Raw genomic sequence first — 16582 nt, forward strand, 5'->3', positions numbered from 1 at the left:
GGCCTTTTTGCTCGACGGCCTGTTTGTGCTGACCCACCAACCCGGCGTGGGCCGACCTTTGTTACATGGGCATCGCGAACTCATCATCAGTCGCGGCCGCGGCGGCTACTAAGCCCTGCAGTCCAGCCGTCTCAGCCCTGCGCTGAGAACAGCATAAAAGGCCTCGGAACTCCGGTTTCGAGGCCTTTTTCTTTGGCGGGCGCCGGTGACCCCGCGACTCAATCGGACTCCACCGGGACCGCCTGGTCCCGCTCCCCGATCTGCTGACGCCACATGGCGTAGTACAGGCCCTTTTGTTCCACCAGATCGGCGTGGCTGCCGCTCTCGGTGATGCGCCCTTTTTCCAGCACGTAGATCGTGTCGGCGTGCAGCACGGTGGACAGGCGGTGGGCGATCAGCAGCGTGATCTGGGTGCGCGCGCTGGAGACCTCGCGCATGGTTTCGGTGATTTTCTGCTCGGTGATCGAGTCCAGTGCCGACGTCGCTTCGTCAAAAATCAGGAGGCGCGGCTCGCGCAGCAGCGCCCGGGCAATCGACAGCCGCTGGCGCTCGCCCCCGGACAGTTTGGCGCCCGACTCGCCAATCAGGGTGTCCAGTCCCTGGGCCAGGCGCCCCAGCAGGCTGGTGCAGGAGGCTTGCGCCAGCGCCTGCAGGATCTGCTCATCGCTCGCATCCGGGCGGACAAACAACAGGTTCTCGCGCACGGTGCCGGCAAACAGGCTGGTCTCCTGCGTCACATAGCCGACTTGGCGGCGCGCCTCGTTGTAGCGCAGGTTGCGGCTGCCCACCTCGTTGTAATAGACCTCGCCCTCGGCGGGCCGGTACAGGCCCAGCAGCAGCTTGACCAGCGTGGACTTGCCCGAACCCGAGGGGCCGACAAAGGCAATGGTGTCGCCGCGCACCGCCTGGAAGGACACGCCGTCGATCGCATTGCCCAGCGCGCCGCGGTGGCGAAACACCACGTTGTCAAAACGCAGCGATTCGATCGGACCGATCGGCAGCGCGTGCGGCGGACGGCGATCCACCGGCCGGGCCATCAGTTCGGCGAATTGGCTCATCGACGAGCTGGCTTCGCGCCACGCCAGAATCACGGTGCCCAGCTCCTGCAGGGGCGCCAGGATCGCCACCGCAATGAACTGCATCGCGATCAGCTCGCCCGTGCTCAGCACATCGCGAAAAATGAGCCACAGCAGCGTGAACAGCACCGACAGCTTGAGCAGGCTGAGCGTGGAGCCCTGCCAGAACGTCAGCCACCGGATGTGCCGCACCTTGGCCATTTCGAGCGCAAAGACGGCTTCGGTCTTGGCTTCCAGGCGGCGGATTTCGCGAAAGGTCAGCCCCAGGCTCTTGATCAGCGCCACGTTGCGCAACGACTCCGTGATGAAGCCGGCGTTGCGCGTGGTTTCGCGGTTGATCGAACGCTGCTGGCCGCGGATCTGCCGGCTGAGCAAACCACTCAGGCCACCCAGCACCAGCAGGCCGATCAGGAACACCGGCACCAGCGCCCAGCTTTTGGTGACGGCGTACCAGACCAGAAAACCCATGCCGATGGCGGAGGCGAACAGCACATTGATGAAGGCGTTGAGAAAGCGCTCGGTGTCGGCGCGCACGCGCATCAACAGCGACAGGGTTTCGCCGCTGCGCCGTTCTTCGAACTCCTGGATTTCCAGGCGCATGGTCTGGCGCAGGCCGTCGTTGAAGATCTGCGTGCCAAAGCGCTGCACCACCAGCCGCGTCATGTATTCCTGCACCGCTTTGGTGGCCCGCGACACCAGGGCCACGACCACCGCCAGGCCCAGTAGGAGCAGCGCACCGCGCACCAGCTCTTCGTCGCTCTTGACGTGGCGCTGTGTGGCGTAACCATCGATCAGCCAGCCGAAGATGATGGGGTCGACGAGCGCCAGGATCTGGCTCACGGCGGCCAGCAGCAAGGCCAGCGCGACGAGCTTGCGCTGGGGACGAAGGTATTTCCAGAGCATGTGCATGGGTTCCCCAATGGGCAGGCCCATGGAGCGTACCCCCGAACGCCCCGCCGGGCGACCGCTCAGTTCGCGCCGGCCAGCGACCGGCGCACGTGCTGCATCAGCCCTTCGCAGCCGTCTTCCACCAGGTCCAGCACCTCTTCAAACCCGCGGGCGCCGCCCTGGTAGGGGTCGGGCACCACCGGGCTGTTGTGGTGTTGAAAGAACTCGGCAAAACGCCGCAGCTTGTGCGCGTGCTGCGGCGGGCAGCGCTCTTCGGCCAGCGCGAGGTTGTCCCAGTCCATCGCCAGGATCAGGTCGAAGTCCTCGAAGTCGCCCGCGGTGAGCAGGCGCGCGCGCTGGGTCGAGAGGTCGTAGCCGCGCCGCGCCGCGTGGGCCTGGCTGCGTGCGTCGGGTGGGGCGCCGACGTGGTAGCTGTGTGTACCCGCGGAGTCGACCTGCACCCGGTCACCCAGCCCGGCTTCGCGCACCCGGGCTTCGAAAACGCCGTGCGCCGTCGGGCTGCGGCAGATGTTGCCCATGCAGACAAAAAGCACCTTATACAAGATAAATTCCTAGATAAATCAACGGTTTAACCCTAGCAATGGGATGTTAAAAACCAGATAATGCGGCGCAAGTGATAACGGCACTGATAACGCAATGGCACTAACTGAAACAACAATCCGCAGACTTCCCGCCCCGACAAAACCCGTGCTGATCTCCGATCCAGCAACGATAGGGCTCTATCTTCGATGCTATCCCACGGGCCGCAAAACGTGGCTGTACCGCACACGGAAAGGCGGGGAAGGGTGGAAGACGCAGAACTTGGGCGTGTGGCCGTCTGTAGGCATGGCGCAGGCACGGGCAAAGGCTGCAGCACTGGGCACCACGGTACTTCCCGAGTCGGTCACGTTTGGGCAGTTGCTGGACGAGTGGTACCAACACCGCATCGAGCCGAATTACAAGCAGACCAAGAACGCACGGGTGTACGTCACCAAGGGCAAGACGTGGCTCGGTCACCAGAAGCTGTCGCAGATAACCACGGCCCAACTGGTGCAGCGCCTGCAGACATATGCAAAGAAATACCCCGTGGCTGCAAACCGTTGTCTGTCGTCTTGGAAGCTGGCGTTGGACTTTGCGGTGGAGGTGGGCTACCTCACGGCGAACCCACTTGCCCGCACCACCACACGGGCAGCAGGCGGCACCGAAAAGACCCGTGCGCGCGTGCTCACTGATGACGAACTGCGCTGGGTGCTGCGTCTGGACCACCACTACGGCCCGTTGCTGCGTGCGCTGCTCATAGCGGGGTTGCGCATCAGCGAGGCACAGGCCGCCACCACGGACCACCTGGACGGCGATACGTGGCTCGTCGAAGAAAACAAGTCTTCGCGGCCGCATTGGGTGGCCGTGGTGCCAATGCTCAAGAAGCAGTTTGGCGACTTCGACGGGAAACTGTTCGATGGCCGTAGCCCAACGGCTGTGCAGTCATGGCTCAAGCGCAACGGCCCGGGATTCACCCCGCACGATCTGCGCCGCACTTTCGCGACTCGGCTTGCTGGTCTCGGCGTTGCGCCGCACGTAGTGGAGAAGTGCCTGAACCACCAGATGCAAGGTGTGATGGCAACATACAACCGACACGACTACGAGGCAGAACGTCGCGCCGCTGCCAAAGCGTGGGCACATGAACTGAAGCGCATCAATGGTAAAGATCGCACACCTACTTGACCTCGCGTGGGCTGACTTCGCGCTGGACAACCCCGTTGCCGTAGCGCGTGCCGTGGTGGCGCTGCGGGAGCACTTGGCGACCCTACCCGAGGACGGGCACTTGCACGGCCCTACGGCCGACCTTGTGGACGCGCTGGAGAGCAACCCAGCGACGGCCCATGCCGCTTGGGAGGGGTGGATGGCAGCCGAGTCATCAAAGGTACGTCGCAAGTTGTCGGACACGCAGGCAGCACGCCGAACCTTGAAGAAGAAGCCCACGATTGAAGACATCCAGAAGACCATGTACGGACTGACGTACGGAAGCGCCACGAAGGAAAAGGTTGCTGCACGCTTGTGTGCAGTTATGGAAATCAAGGTGTCTGTGAGCACCCTGGACCGTGTGCTCCACGATGCGGGAACCAGTTGGGCAAAGATAAAAACGTCACACCCCGGTAAGCGGTAAATCTGCAGGTCGGGGCGGCAACACTGCCAGCCATGGACCTCGCCACCACCCTAGCCAAACCCGCATGGAGCTTTGAAGAGCTTTGTGTGGTGCTGGGGCTGCCTGACTCAACCGTTGAACTGATCGCTCGGGAGCAACCCGCACCGCCGTTCTTCATGCTCGGTCGGCGTCGATACATCCTTCGCACTGACGCGCTGGACTGGCTTGAGGAAAGGCGCAACGCCCACCCGTGGGTGCCCCGCAAGAACAACCGTAAGAAGGTTTCGCGCGTATGAGCCGAACTTGTTCTTGCGAGCAGCCCGAGGCCGTCCTGAGACTTCAGTCATGTTCAACCCATCACTGGAGTCCACCATGCAAACCACCTTCACCACCTACGCAGACCCGGCCGACGCGTTCCAAGCTGCCCTCGAAACGGGCGGGGTCCGGGCGGGCGTTGCCGTCATGTCCGACGGCGCCTATTTGGTGTGTACCGCTCGCACAGCACGGAAGTACGGCTGGGAATTCCTGGGCCGTGTGTATGCCCTGCCCGCCAGCAAACGAGCCCCTACTTGAAAGCCGAGTTGTATTCCTCAACGGCGCTATTCGCCCGACACACGGCGTAGTCCTGCGCTTCAGTCGCGTACTTCCGTGCGGCAGCTTGGGCCTCTGTGCCGTATTCGGTCATCTGCCGTATGAAGTCCTCGACCTCGCTTTTGTACCGGTCCAGGTCGTAGCGCGAGCACGAGTGCTTCCCGCTGTACTTGAAACCGGAAAGGCAGAACGGCGCCGAGGGCTCAACGGCAAACACGGACACACGCGGTGCCGTGGGTTCCATGCAGAAGGAATGCGCCACCCCGGAGGTGAGCACGAGCGCAGATGCGAGCAGGTATTTCATGTTGTTGGTGGTGACAGCAATGGGGCTGTTTTCATCATAGCCAGCAGCTGACCCACCCACACAAACACCCCCCGCGTGCCCATGGTGCCCGGGGGATTTTTTGCGACCTGCAACCCGAGGAAAACCCTTGCGCAACAGGGAGTTAGCTCTTCTTTCAATAGCACTAGATGCAGAGTTACCGTCGGTATGGACCAGATTGCGCCAGACCAAGCCCGCTTTTGGACCCACACTGAATTGCACCGGCTGCCGCAGTGGTGGCCCTCAACCGAAAAAGGACTTCACACCATGGCTCAACGCAAAACGGCGCTCGCCCAGCGCGCCCAACCCACCACCGATGACTCGTTCCTCACGGCTGCCCAAGTGGGGGCGATGCTGGGTGGCAGCACCAACACCACGGCCCGGGAAATGATGCGGCGCGAGGGCGTGCCCGTGACCATGCTGGGGGGCCGCTTCTTCTATCCAAAGGCTGCGGTCATGGAGGTGATCGCCAGGAACACCTTCAAGCCCACCGTGCAGAAAGGCCGCAAATGACCAATATGGCCAAATTGCGGAGCGTCCCAAAGCGGGAACCCCCCGTGTCGTACAGCACCGGCAAGGACGTGAACAAGCCCGGCAACCTGCGCCCTGTTGAGGCGGGCACGTTGCGCCAGCTTGCTGACTGCGAACCGGTCGTGCTGCCCACCCGTGCGGACTTCGCTGCACTCCAAGACGAAAAGCAGAAACGCCTGAAGCACGGGCTGCCGTACTTCGTTGGAGCGCTGCTGCCCGCTGGTGTGCGCACCGACAGCGCAGTGATCGAACGTCGCATGGTCACGCTGGACATTGAGGCCCCAAAGCCCAAGGCAAACGAGACGGCCACCGAGCGCGCAACACGCCGCGCAAAGGGACAGCCCCCAAAGCCGCAGGACGTGGACGACATGCTGTCCATGCTGGGTTACGAGCACTGGGTTTACAGCAGCCTGAACCACACACGGCAAGCCCCGCGCTATCGGGTGGTGCTGCCGTTGTCCAAGCCGCTGCAGGATGTTGACCTGCGCGAAATAACGCTGGCCGTTGCCGAGGCCGTGGGCATCCCCGCGCACTTCGTTGATGGCGCGTCTTGGAAACTGAGCCAGCCCATGTTTCTGCCCGCCAAATACAAAGACGGCGAGTACTGGAGCAGCGGCGCACAGCCGGGCGCACCGTGGGTGGCGTCCACCGCACAACGCAAGACGGCAAAGCGCCAGCACGTAGACCCCATTGTTGATGGCCTGATGCAGGCGGGGCTTTACCTGCACGAGGACAAACAGCAACCCGGGAAGCACTTTTTCCGCTGCCCCTTTGCTGATGACCACGGCACGGTGAACGAGAGCCAGACGGTGTACTGGGAGGAAGGCAGCCGCACCGATGCACTGGACTCGGGCAGGCAGGCCGTGAAGTGCCTGGACAACGAGGCAGACCACGACGGTAAACCACACCTGACGCTTGCCGTGCTGAAGGCGTGGCTACGTGAACGCCTTGGGGATCGCTTTGTGGGCTACGAACGGCTGACAGACTTTCCCGACAAACGTCCCGGGCGCCGTGTGGACGTGCCGCGCTTTGCGGTGCAGTCGGTGCACCAGTTCCTTGACCATGACCCACTGCCGTGGCTCATCAAGGGGGTGCTGGCCCGTGGCGAAATCTGCATGATCCAAGGCCAGAGCGGGGCGGGTAAGTCGTTTCTCGCGCTGGACATGGCCCGGTGCATGGTTACTGGGCAACCGTGGAACGGCATGGCGGTGACGGGCCGCTTGCGAGTGGGGTACATCGCCGCCGAGGGCGTTGCCAGCATTCGCCGCCGTGTGCAGGCCATGCTGAAGCACTTCAAGCTGAAGCCTGAACAACTGGACATCGTGTTCATTGCGGATGCGCCCAGCCTCGCAGACGAAAAGGACTGCGTGCGCATCTGCGAGGCCGTGCTTGAGGCCACCAACGGCGCAGGGCTGGACGTGATGTTCATCGACACACTGGCACGGTCCACCGCAGGCGTGAATGAAAACTCCAGCGAAATGAGCGTGCCCCTGAAGCACCTTGCCGCCATACACAGGGCCACGGGTGCCACGCAAATACCGATACACCACCTCGGGAAAGACACTGAGCGCGGTGGTCGGGGCTGGAGCGGCATTCCGGCGGACATGGACACCATCCTTGAGGTGAGCAAAGGCGCAGGCGACACACGAACCATCAAGGTGCCCAAACAACGCGACGGTGACGAGTCGTTGCGTTGGAGCTTTGAACTGGTGTCGGTGCCAATCGGGCAAGACGAAGACGGCGAAGAGGTCACGTCTGCCGTTGTGGCGTACAGCGAGTTCGCACAGGCTGCACACGAACGAAAGCTAAGTGCTGACGACAAGTTGCTTTTGGCCGTCTTGGAAGAAATGCACCTTACCGGCGACGAGATGAGCCTACCTGCCGTGGAGTTGGCATTTGTAGAAGCCAAAGAACAAGAGAAAGGCATAAAGGCGAGCACCAGCCAATCCAAGGGCTACCGCTACACGGCAAGGACACGGTTGCCGCCCTTGTGTGCCCGTTCTGATGTGGACTTTCTGTACGACGAAGAAACCAAGGCGGTGTCCCACCGGGACCGGGGGTTAGCAGGTTAGCAAACGGTTAGCACCAACTCCGTACTAACTGCCAACCCACCGCCAACTCAGCCCGTGCAGGTGGTTAGCAATGGTTAGCACTCCCTAGAGGGGTGCTAACCGCTAACCCCACCGGGCAGGCCCAAACATCAATCAAGAGAAGGACTCACCACCATGCACACCACACGGCACATCAACCCAGACCGCAACGGCAACAGGAATGCCGCCAAGCGTCCAACCCAGTGGAAGCTGTACCGCGCCACGGTGGACCTCTACCTGTTGCTGCATCGCGGTGCACTGCCACGACGGGACGCACTGGAGCAGATGTACGGCAAAGGCTATGGACACAACTGCATTCACGGTGCAGCCGCGCTCATCGGTGTGCCACCAGCGGCTCCGGGCTACGTTGCGTTCTGGCAGCTCCCAGACCCTGCACCTGATCTGCTTGATCTGCTGCAACACATCGAGCAGCAAGGCCGCATGGTAGGCAAGCACGCGCGCACCGCCAAGCATGAACGCTACGGTCCTGAAGCTATGAGGCGCTGGCGTGCCGGTCTTCAAACGGGTGGGGGGTGATGAAAAAGTACAGAAGGAAGAAAACACGTAACCGCTCTCAACCTATCGTTTGCACAAATCTGATTTAAAAAACCTAAAGCTGAAGACACCATGAACACCGAACATTCCCAACCTTCCAACACGGCAGAAGCCCTGCACTCCCTCTTCAAAGCATCCGGCATCACGCTGGCCCGCTGGCTGGAGGAACTTACGCCAGAACAGATTGCACGGTTCGATGCACTGCTGGCCGCTGGTGGCACCCCGGGCGCGGATGTGCTGCTGGCCGCCACCGGCCCGACCGTCACGCTCTACGTGGCAGACCCCAACGGCCAGCGCCACCCGCTGCTGACGGCCCGCATGCCGCCTGCGCCCACGGCCCACTGACCAAAAAGTACTCGACCGTTTGCGCCAGCCCCCAAATCGGGGGCTTTTTGTTGCCTGTACGTGCCCGCCAGTCGGGCAAATCGGTCGCTGGCTCGGTTTTTTGGGGGTCTCGGCCACCACCCTAGCCTCCCGGCCCAAAAGCCGAGCCAACGGCCAGCCCCAAAAGGTCGGTATCGGCCCGGGGCCGCACCGGTCCTTACCTTTCAGCACATGCCCTGCCCCGGGGCCGCCTTCGTGAGGTTGAGTGGTGTGGGGCTGGCCTAGTCGTTTCAGTGCCTTCGATGGAGTTAGTCCAGATCGGGGGGTGGTCGGCGAAAAACCCAAATCTGTTTTTCACCTTCAAAGAGGAATTCACCATGAATCCAGCAGAACAACGCGACGTGCGCGAATTGATGGAAACCGTGCTCAAGGGCCTGAACACCGAGTTCAAGGGCTACACCGAGCGCACCAGCGAGAAGATGAGCGAACTCACCGACCGGCTGGTTGCGATTGAGCAGCGCCGTATGGGCGGCGACGGTGCACCGCTCGGCACCAGCAAGGGCGAAACCCTGTCCGACTTTGTGCTGTCCTCCAGCAACTTCAAAGCCATGTTGGACGGCAACGGCAAGAGTTGCAAAATTTCGTTGCCTGCGGGCATGCTGTCGGCCAGCAAGGCGGCCATCGTCACGGACGGGCAAGTGCTGTCGCCGGCCATGCGCATTCCGGGCTATGTGAGTAATCCGTTGCGCGCGCAGCGAGTGCGTGACCTGCTGCCCGTTGGCCGCACCAGTTCCAACCTCGTTGAGTTCACGCGCGAAAACGTGTTCACCAACAACGCAGGCCCGCAGTACGCCAGCCCCGCAACGGAGAACGTGACCATGCCTGAGTCCGGCATCACCTTCACGCTGGAGGAAGCACCCGTGCGGACTCTCGCGCACTGGTTGCCGGTGTCAAAAAATGTGCTGGCCGACTCGCAGCAAATGGCGGGGTATCTCAATAGCCGCTTGGTCCAAGGCCTCAAGGTCAAAGAGGACTTGCAGATTCTCAGCGGCGACGGCACTGGTGCAAACCTCAAGGGCATCCTGGCAGCGGGTCAGCACGTTGCAGCGCCGAGCTACGTTTCGGGCGACACCCGCCTGGACACCATCCTGCGTGTGTTCGCTGCGCTGGCCGAGGACGAGATGCTGGCAGACGGTGTGCTGCTGCATCCGCAGGACTGGACTGCCATGCAGTTGACCAAGGACGACAACGGTCAGTACCTGCTGGGCAGCCCGGGCAGCGCAACCACGCCGAACATCTGGGGGGTGCCCGTCGCGGTGAGCACGGCCATCGCCCAAGACACGTTCTGCGTGGGCTCATTCGCAAGCGGTTGTCAGCTGTGGGATAGGCAAGAGTCCAGCGTGCAAATCAGCTACGAGGACGGATCGAACTTCGTAAAGGGGATGGCGACCATCTTGGCTGAAGAGCGTCTGGCCCTGACGGTGTACCGCCCGAAGGCTTTCCGCAAGGGCACGTTCTAAGAAAAACTGCTGGGGGTGGCGTTCGTAGTCCCGCCAGCTTCCATCCCGGTGTAGCGCCGTCCGGGCTCAGCAGAAACGGTGCAGCCAGCATCGCGCAACCAACGCGATGCCTCGACCCCGGGACCACGCCGGGGTGGCGCAAACGGTGGGCAAAGAGGCCCCGTGCTGTTCCCCCCGACAGCACGGGGCTTTGATGCGAATGCTCAGTCCTTCAAGTGATTTTTAGTGCGCAACTCTTGGTATTTACCTTCCGCGCTAATGCATCTCAATGCATCCATTACAAGCTCACCAATTTTCGGGGCGTGTCTGTGGTTTCGATATTTTTGCATTCCGCCGATAATTAAATCGAGCTCTTGTCCGTGGTGGGTTTTTAGGATGTGGACAATCTGCTTAACAGAATACTGGGATAGCAAATTTTGGTGCAAATTTGTAAGGCGATTCCCGCTTTTCAAAATAGCTGCCAACATGTCAATGTCACCATCCTTTGTTTCAATCCCAGAATTCATCGCTGCCGAAAATGCATCCAGTATGTCTTTGTCGGTTATATCGGATCGAAACGGGTAGGTGCTTAGGTCAAAGGTGTCATCGCGAGCATCTCTGCATCCTACGTATACGCCAATCATCTCTGTGGCTAAGTGATTCTTGTCTAAAGCTTTAAGAATTGAAACTACAGAACTTAAGCTGGATGGAGACTCGTACGGTGCAGCCGATCTAAAACCTTCAATCAGTTCTTTCACAAATTGCTCTTCATTGTTTTCAAGAGAGTCATGAAAAAGTCCCCATGCAGCACGATATTTCGAAATTGCTCGATCCTTTGCGTCGATTTGCTCAAGTTTATCAATCTCTCGTAGGATTCGATCTGATTCGATAAATCCAGTTTTGATACATGACCAAACCAATGCATCGAGTTCATCAAGGCTTGTAAAACTGAATCGTTCCAACTTCTTTTGCCATGGTTCTAGGGGTTTGTTGTCAAGGTGGTACCCGGCCCAGATATGGGACAGGTTTTCCCCTAAGTTATTTTGAACTTCAGTCGGGATAAGAGTCTTCCCATCTCCAAACTCAATCCAAGAAAAAAGTATCGCAGATGACACCAACTTCTTCTCAAGCTCGAAACCCAGAGGCTGCGTGCACCGCTCACGAAACTGCGCAGCAACCTTGAGTGCTCGTCTAACTACTCGAACATTATCGAGTTCAAGATTCTTTGCGCATTCAATTGCGACATTCTGGATGTCGCCCGATAAATCTCCAGCAATGCGCACTACATCCTCGTAGCTGGGGGAGTACTCAATTTCCCGGTCAACAACTTTTTCACGGTATTCATGGAATTTTGAAGTGCCTTGAACCGCGTCGCTGTTGTAAATCAAAACGACTTTACACTTGTGTTCCAGCTTTAATTCAGAGATGAAACCCAAAAGCTTTTCATGTGATATGGATTTCTCGTCCATTCTTTCGAAGTCATCAAGGCATACCGTAGCGGTTTCAAGAAGATTTGGTGACCATTCAGAAGCGGCCTTCGCGAGCGTTTCGCCACTGGATAAAAGACCAATCAGGTGTACTGTGGAATTGATTGCTTTCTTGTTGCTTGCTATTTTTTGAAGCCAGCCACCGTCTCTCCGTGATGCATGTAGTCGGGCCAGCAGAGTGAGTTTTACCTCCCAAAGCGAATCCGCTCCAAACAGAGACGCATATGCGTATTTAAGGTTCGCGTCTTTCTTGTCGCGATAGCTTGAAATCACTGCATCCCAAGAGTACGTTTTTCCAGTTCCCCAGCGGCCCTTTATCGCGAGGACCTCGGGTTCTTTGGAAGAAAGGAAGTCCGTTAACGAAGCATTGAAATCAGCAACACTCATGCGAAATCCAAGTTGGTAGCATGTTCAAATATCCATAGAGAACCAGAGCAACACCAATTTGAAGTTGGTCACTGCTCGCGGGAGCCGTATGGGCGCATTGGGCCTGTCCTGCCGTGGCGGGGGAAACGCCGTATCAGAGTCTTTACCCCGCCACGGCTCATGTCTGAGTCTGCCGCAGTTATACCGGCAAACAGAACAGGCGAAATTGAACCGCAGTGGCAAATCGCGCAAGCGGGGCAGTATGTGGAGCACACCAACACACGGAGCACCCTATGCGCCACTCACATCGGACCCCTTGCCAATGCCCCGCAACTGGCGAAAGGGTCAACATCACACGGCTATACCTGGAGCGCGATGAAACCCGTGTGCGCATCGGGTGGCAGTGCAGTCATGCGCATGGGTGCACTACCGTGCGGGCTTCGCCGTTGGACAGGTTGCACATGGAGTGCTGCCCACTGACGCCGTCATCTACCAACGGTCAAAGATAGATAACGGTACCGATAACCAAAGCGCCTGCAGACCACGTAAAACCTAGTGTCTTGGTTTGCTGCCCATGCAGACAAAAAGCACGCGGAATCGTGCGGGCGAAGAGGGAGTTTCGGTGTTCATGTCTGGATCCTGGAAACGGCGGTTGACTGGGCATTGTCCGTTGGGAGCGCCTGGAAGCTTTGCCCACGGCCCGAGGGTTAGACGGACTGACGTCTGTTGCGGTTCTGACAGGGTGCGGGCGAAACCCCGGCATGGCTGTGCCAAGATTCTGTGCTGCTCGGCACCGCCAACACCCGTTTCACGCTCCAGGGACATGACATGAACACCTTCACCGAACACCCGCCCGTTCCCAAAGTGCTGCAGGAAGCACTCAAGGACTATCCGGATCTGATTGCGAGATTGGAAGAGGGACTTACCGCCGTCGGTCTCAGGCCAGGCATGAGCAGGGCGCAACGAACCGATCAGCTGGAGCGTGCGTTTTGGCGGTTGGAGGGCGATATGGACAGCTTCGTCGAACACGCCAGTGACGAAGTTGCCGCTGCCGACGCGGCAGGGGATGCTGACAGAACTGCCCATGCGCGAAGGAAATTGCACCTCCTGCAGCTGCACCGACGCGATGGCGGAGAAGAACTGATGAAGTTCTTCGCCTGGGGCCAGGACTGAGAGGCCGCTCATGGCACATGACTACCCAGCCATCCCGGCCAACCAACACGACCGGATCCTCAGAGATCGGATCCTTCAGGACCCAAAGTACACCCAGGTCACTGGCGGACACGCCCGCCCGAAAGCCGTCATCCTGGCGGGACAACCGGGTGCCGGCAAAGGCGGGCTGGCACGCACGGCACTTTCAGAGATGGACGGAAATGCGGTCGTTATCGATCCGGACGATCTGCGCAGCGCTCATCCCGACGCACGCAACCTGCGCGGCCAGAAGCCATACACATGGTCTGGGGAAACACACAGCGATGCCAGCCGCTGGGCCCAGGAGCTTCGAGAGGACGCAGTGGGCCAGCGCAAGAACCTGGTTCTGGACACCACCATGCCCAGAGCCGATGTCATCAAAGACCTCCAAGCGAAAGGTTACGACATAGAGATACGCGCTGTCGCTTCCCACCGAATCGAGAGCGAGCTGGGCGTTGACAAACGGTTCACCGACGATCTGGATCGACGAGGTTACGGGCGCTATGTGCCCCAGGAGGTTCGCTCGTCGGTGTATCAGAAGCTCCCCGGCACCCTCGACGACGTCGCCAAACAGACCGGCGTTCCGGTCCAGGTCTACGACCGCGAAGGCCGGCTGCATTTCGACTCGCGCACCTCACCCAAAGCATCGCCAGGTCAGGCGCTGGAGACTGCCCGCAACGGCCGGTTGACGCAGGAACGGCTCAACGACCTGCACCAGTCGACCGACGCGCAGCGCCAATGGCACCGCAGCCTGCCCGAGCGTGTGCCCAATGAACGGGTCAACGCCGACACCGCCGGCCACCTGCTCGAAGAACGCCGCACGCTGAACGTCGAACCGGGCGTGCAGCGGTTGCACAACGAGGTCGGTGGTCACCGAGCTGTCCGCCCCACGGTCAAGGCGGCCGGTGTCCTGGGCGCGGCGTATGGCGCCTACGAGGGCAAGCAGCAGATCGAGGCCGCCATCGACACCGCCCGCTCCAACCGCGAGCAATGGGTACGGGGCGCCGAAGAGGCGGGCAACCAGGGAGCGAAAGCGGTGATCGCCGGCACGGCCGCCACCTTGGGTGCGATCCCCGGTGCCGCCGCCGGCACGCTCACCAGCCCCGTCACCGGTCCGGTCGGCCCCATGGTCGGCGGTCTCGCCACCGGCGGTGCGGCGGCCTACGGCGCCGAGAAGCTCTACGAAGACTCGCGCGCGCAGCAGTTCATCAAATACCTGGGAGGCAAAGGCGGCCAGCTGGGCTACGACTACATCTCCAAAGAAGGCCGCCTGCTGCGCGAGGTCAACGGTCTGAAGCAAGACCTGCAAACCGCCACCGACCCCACGAAACGCGCTCAACTGCAGACCCGGCTGGACACGGCCAGCGAAAAGTTCGCCACCGAAGCCGAGCGCAACGGCCGCTACTTCGACGGCCGCGCCGACATCGACAAGGCCTGGGAGCACAACCAGGCGAAATACCCCAAGGTCGATAAAGACGACATCAACGACGCCCTGGTCAAACACATCGACGCCGGCAAGCGCCCCGACGAAGCCGCCCGCGCCGCGCTCAGCGACGCTGTGCACGAGAAGTACCCGCGCGCCATGCCCCACCACCCGGTGGAAAACTACCGCGCCCTGAGCGCCGAGCAACTCACCGAAAAACACCGCCAGTACGTGGGCGAGGTGAGCCAGGGCCGGACCAACGTCCTGGCGCTGGCGGCCAACAAGGACTCGCACAACAATCTCGACCAGGGTTGGCCCAAGGTCCTGGCCGAGCAGCGCCAGGCCGTGCGCGTGCAGGACGGCCTCAATCAATTCTGGAAAGACACCGGCCACCTGGGCGCCATCCGCGAGGTCTACAAGGAACGCGGCATGTCCCCGCCCGAGCTGCCCGCAGAGCTGCGCACCCAGGGCGCGGCCCAGCGCAACCCGGCGCCCGGCACTGCGGCAACCTCCGCCGTCTCTGCCCGCGACGCGTTTCGCCAGCCAGAGAAGCTCGACCGCAGCCGCGAAGGCGCAGCGCTCTCACCCGAGCAGCAGCGCCACCTGCAACTCGCGCGCGATCAGCTCGGCCCGGCCCTGAGCGCGCGCGGCCACAGCCCCGAGCAGATCGAACGCGTCTGCGCCGCTGCGACGTGCCACGCGCAGCAACACGCCGAGCGCGGTCCGGTCAAGGCCTTTCACCTGGGCAAGGACGGCGAGCGCGTGGCGGTGGTGCAGGAGCGTGCGCCCATGAGCGAGATGAGCGCTTCCGCCGCCCAGCAGCACAGCAGCGAGCAGCACCTGGCGCAGGCAAAGTCGGTTGCGCAGAAGCAGTCAGCGCCAACCGGTGAAACTAGCCGGGCCGCTGCAACGGTCGAGGCGCCCGAGCGCACCCGGTAAGCGAGTTGCCCAACGGCTGACCGCACGAGCACGGCAAGCACTTGGGCAAGCGCTCGACCTTCCGCCGCACGGGCGGGAACTGGCGTGTTTCCGGGCCCGGCTCCGGTCGGCGGGCCTTGCGGCTATGCTGTTCACTGGGCGCGGTTCATCGGTCGACGTCAGCGGCCGAGAATCCCTTTGTTTCTTCTCACCCCCGGAGCCGACATGGCGAGCGATCTGGATACGGTACGCGTGCTTCGTGCACTTTTCAACGACATGCCACAGGCGCCGCAAGGGCTCACGCAGCTGGAAACCGTGGCCTGGATCCAGCAGGCCATGAGCGAGTTCGAGGGCGGCGAGACGGCTTACACCATCGAACACATCACCCGCAATTCCATGCTCGACCTGGTGCTGCGCATGCGCGAGGACGGCCCTTACCAGGATGACGCCGCGTTCGACCAGGTGGTCGAGCAGATCTCGACCCCCGAAGGGCGCAAGCAGTTCATGGACTGGTGCATCCTCGCGCGCAAGAGCGTGGACGCGACCGCGCGGCTGTTGAACCGGGCCAAGCCCGCTTGGTCGGAGCCGGGGCCGTTTTTCACCGCCGACGCCGACGAGGTGGCGCGCTTCGTAGCGGGCGACGTCAGCGGGCCGGGGCCGCTGTTCTCGGAATACGCCACCCGTGCCGACGTGCGCGGTGTCGGGGTGTTCGAGCAGGAGCCCGAACGCGTCCACGAATTCGACTGGGGCTTCGTGACCGAGGAACCCGGGGCCTGGAACTTCTACGTCGCCGAGGTCTGGCGCCGTGGCACGGTCGGCTATTTCGAGCGCTTCCTGAGCGCCTGGCTGCTGGAGACCGGCGCGGTCCCAGCCACCGGCGCGGTGCCGCCACCGGTGCCCTTTGGCCTGGAAGTGGGCCACGGCATCGAAACCTTCAGCGCACTGCGCCTGCTCACCGAGGGCGACATGGCCGACCCGGCGCTGAGGCTCTGGCTGGGCGATGTCTTCATCAGCCTCATGCTGCCGGCCATGGCCGGGCGGGCGCTCGACCCGGATTACGACTTTCCGCTGGCGGTGCAGCCGGACGCCTGATACGGTTTCGCCTTGCCGTGCTGCAGCACGGTCTGCGCCTCCCGCCTAGTTCCGCGCTTGAATGCAGAACCGTATGAAGCGCCGGC

At 61.4% G+C, this 16582-nt stretch carries 16 protein-coding genes; 12 read left to right on the forward strand and 4 right to left on the reverse strand.

Annotated features, from left to right (window positions below):
* Nucleotides 1-218 precede the first annotated feature (218 nt).
* The gene (locus F3K02_RS17020) at nucleotides 219-1985 is read right to left on the reverse strand and encodes an ABC transporter ATP-binding protein (RefSeq protein ID WP_177136830.1); all 1767 of its coding nucleotides are present in this window, start codon (nucleotides 1983-1985) and stop codon (nucleotides 219-221) included.
* A 59-nt stretch (nucleotides 1986-2044) separates the two neighbouring features.
* A complete protein-coding gene (locus tag F3K02_RS17025) occupies nucleotides 2045-2527 on the reverse strand; it encodes a low molecular weight protein-tyrosine-phosphatase (protein WP_281362822.1) in 483 nt (160 codons plus the stop codon).
* Nucleotides 2528-2621: 94 nt separating this feature from the next.
* On the opposite strand from F3K02_RS17025, the gene F3K02_RS17030 reads away from it, so the two are divergent.
* The 4 genes from F3K02_RS17030 to F3K02_RS17045 all read left to right on the forward strand — a co-directional run bounded on the left by F3K02_RS17030 (nucleotide 2622) and on the right by F3K02_RS17045 (nucleotide 4680).
* The gene (locus F3K02_RS17030; protein ID WP_177136831.1) at nucleotides 2622-3686 is read left to right on the forward strand and encodes a tyrosine-type recombinase/integrase; all 1065 of its coding nucleotides are present in this window, start codon (nucleotides 2622-2624) and stop codon (nucleotides 3684-3686) included.
* Nucleotides 3661-4128 (forward strand): hypothetical protein, encoded by a 468-nt coding sequence (locus F3K02_RS17035; protein ID WP_177136832.1) that lies wholly within the window; start codon nucleotides 3661-3663, stop codon nucleotides 4126-4128. Before F3K02_RS17030 ends, F3K02_RS17035 begins: the two co-directional genes overlap by 26 nt.
* 32 nt (nucleotides 4129-4160) lie before the next feature.
* A complete protein-coding gene (locus tag F3K02_RS17040) occupies nucleotides 4161-4403 on the forward strand; it encodes a MerR family transcriptional regulator (RefSeq protein ID WP_177136833.1) in 243 nt (80 codons plus the stop codon).
* Nucleotides 4404-4479: 76 nt separating this feature from the next.
* The gene (locus F3K02_RS17045; protein ID WP_177136834.1) at nucleotides 4480-4680 is read left to right on the forward strand and encodes a hypothetical protein; all 201 of its coding nucleotides are present in this window, start codon (nucleotides 4480-4482) and stop codon (nucleotides 4678-4680) included.
* Here F3K02_RS17045 and F3K02_RS17050 read toward each other — a convergent pair.
* A complete protein-coding gene (locus F3K02_RS17050) occupies nucleotides 4673-5002 on the reverse strand; it encodes a hypothetical protein (protein ID WP_177136835.1) in 330 nt (109 codons plus the stop codon). The two genes, F3K02_RS17045 and F3K02_RS17050, sit on opposite strands and share 8 nt — an antisense overlap.
* 285 nt (nucleotides 5003-5287) lie before the next feature.
* Between F3K02_RS17050 and F3K02_RS17055 the strand changes: the two genes are divergently transcribed.
* The 5 genes from F3K02_RS17055 (at nucleotide 5288) to F3K02_RS17075 (ending at nucleotide 10040) form a co-directional block, all read left to right on the forward strand.
* Nucleotides 5288-5533 carry a helix-turn-helix domain-containing protein gene (locus F3K02_RS17055; RefSeq protein WP_177136836.1) on the forward strand — a complete coding sequence of 82 codons (246 nt, stop codon included), beginning with the start codon at nucleotides 5288-5290 and terminating at the stop codon, nucleotides 5531-5533.
* A 44-nt stretch (nucleotides 5534-5577) separates the two neighbouring features.
* Nucleotides 5578-7623 carry an AAA family ATPase gene (locus F3K02_RS27615; RefSeq protein ID WP_177136837.1) on the forward strand — a complete coding sequence of 682 codons (2046 nt, stop codon included), beginning with the start codon at nucleotides 5578-5580 and terminating at the stop codon, nucleotides 7621-7623.
* A 153-nt stretch (nucleotides 7624-7776) separates the two neighbouring features.
* On the forward strand, nucleotides 7777-8178 hold the full coding sequence (locus F3K02_RS17065; RefSeq protein ID WP_177136838.1) for a hypothetical protein: 402 nt from the start codon (nucleotides 7777-7779) through the stop codon (nucleotides 8176-8178).
* A 90-nt stretch (nucleotides 8179-8268) separates the two neighbouring features.
* Complete coding sequence (locus F3K02_RS17070) at nucleotides 8269-8541, forward strand: hypothetical protein (protein WP_177136839.1); 273 nt, start codon at nucleotides 8269-8271, stop codon at nucleotides 8539-8541.
* Nucleotides 8542-8897: 356 nt separating this feature from the next.
* Nucleotides 8898-10040: a phage major capsid protein gene (locus F3K02_RS17075; RefSeq protein ID WP_177136840.1), complete on the forward strand. Its 1143-nt coding sequence runs from the start codon at nucleotides 8898-8900 to the stop codon at nucleotides 10038-10040.
* Nucleotides 10041-10243: 203 nt separating this feature from the next.
* Here F3K02_RS17075 and F3K02_RS17080 read toward each other — a convergent pair whose 3' ends face one another.
* Nucleotides 10244-11893: a hypothetical protein gene (locus tag F3K02_RS17080; protein ID WP_177136841.1), complete on the reverse strand. Its 1650-nt coding sequence runs from the start codon at nucleotides 11891-11893 to the stop codon at nucleotides 10244-10246.
* 807 nt (nucleotides 11894-12700) lie between these two features.
* On the opposite strand from F3K02_RS17080, the gene F3K02_RS17085 reads away from it, so the two are divergent.
* The 3 genes from F3K02_RS17085 to F3K02_RS17095 all read left to right on the forward strand — a co-directional run bounded on the left by F3K02_RS17085 (nucleotide 12701) and on the right by F3K02_RS17095 (nucleotide 16496).
* Nucleotides 12701-13045, forward strand: coding sequence for a hypothetical protein (locus F3K02_RS17085; RefSeq protein WP_177136842.1), 345 nt, complete (start codon nucleotides 12701-12703; stop codon nucleotides 13043-13045).
* Between the two features lie 10 nt (nucleotides 13046-13055).
* Complete coding sequence (locus tag F3K02_RS17090; protein ID WP_177136843.1) at nucleotides 13056-15425, forward strand: zeta toxin family protein; 2370 nt, start codon at nucleotides 13056-13058, stop codon at nucleotides 15423-15425.
* A 204-nt stretch (nucleotides 15426-15629) separates the two neighbouring features.
* Nucleotides 15630-16496: a hypothetical protein gene (locus tag F3K02_RS17095; protein WP_177136844.1), complete on the forward strand. Its 867-nt coding sequence runs from the start codon at nucleotides 15630-15632 to the stop codon at nucleotides 16494-16496.
* The last annotated feature ends 86 nt before the right edge of the window (nucleotides 16497-16582 follow it).

The sequence above is a fragment of the Hydrogenophaga aromaticivorans genome, assembly GCF_013387465.1.
GTDB classification, from domain to species: domain Bacteria; phylum Pseudomonadota; class Gammaproteobacteria; order Burkholderiales; family Burkholderiaceae_C; genus Hydrogenophaga; species Hydrogenophaga aromaticivorans.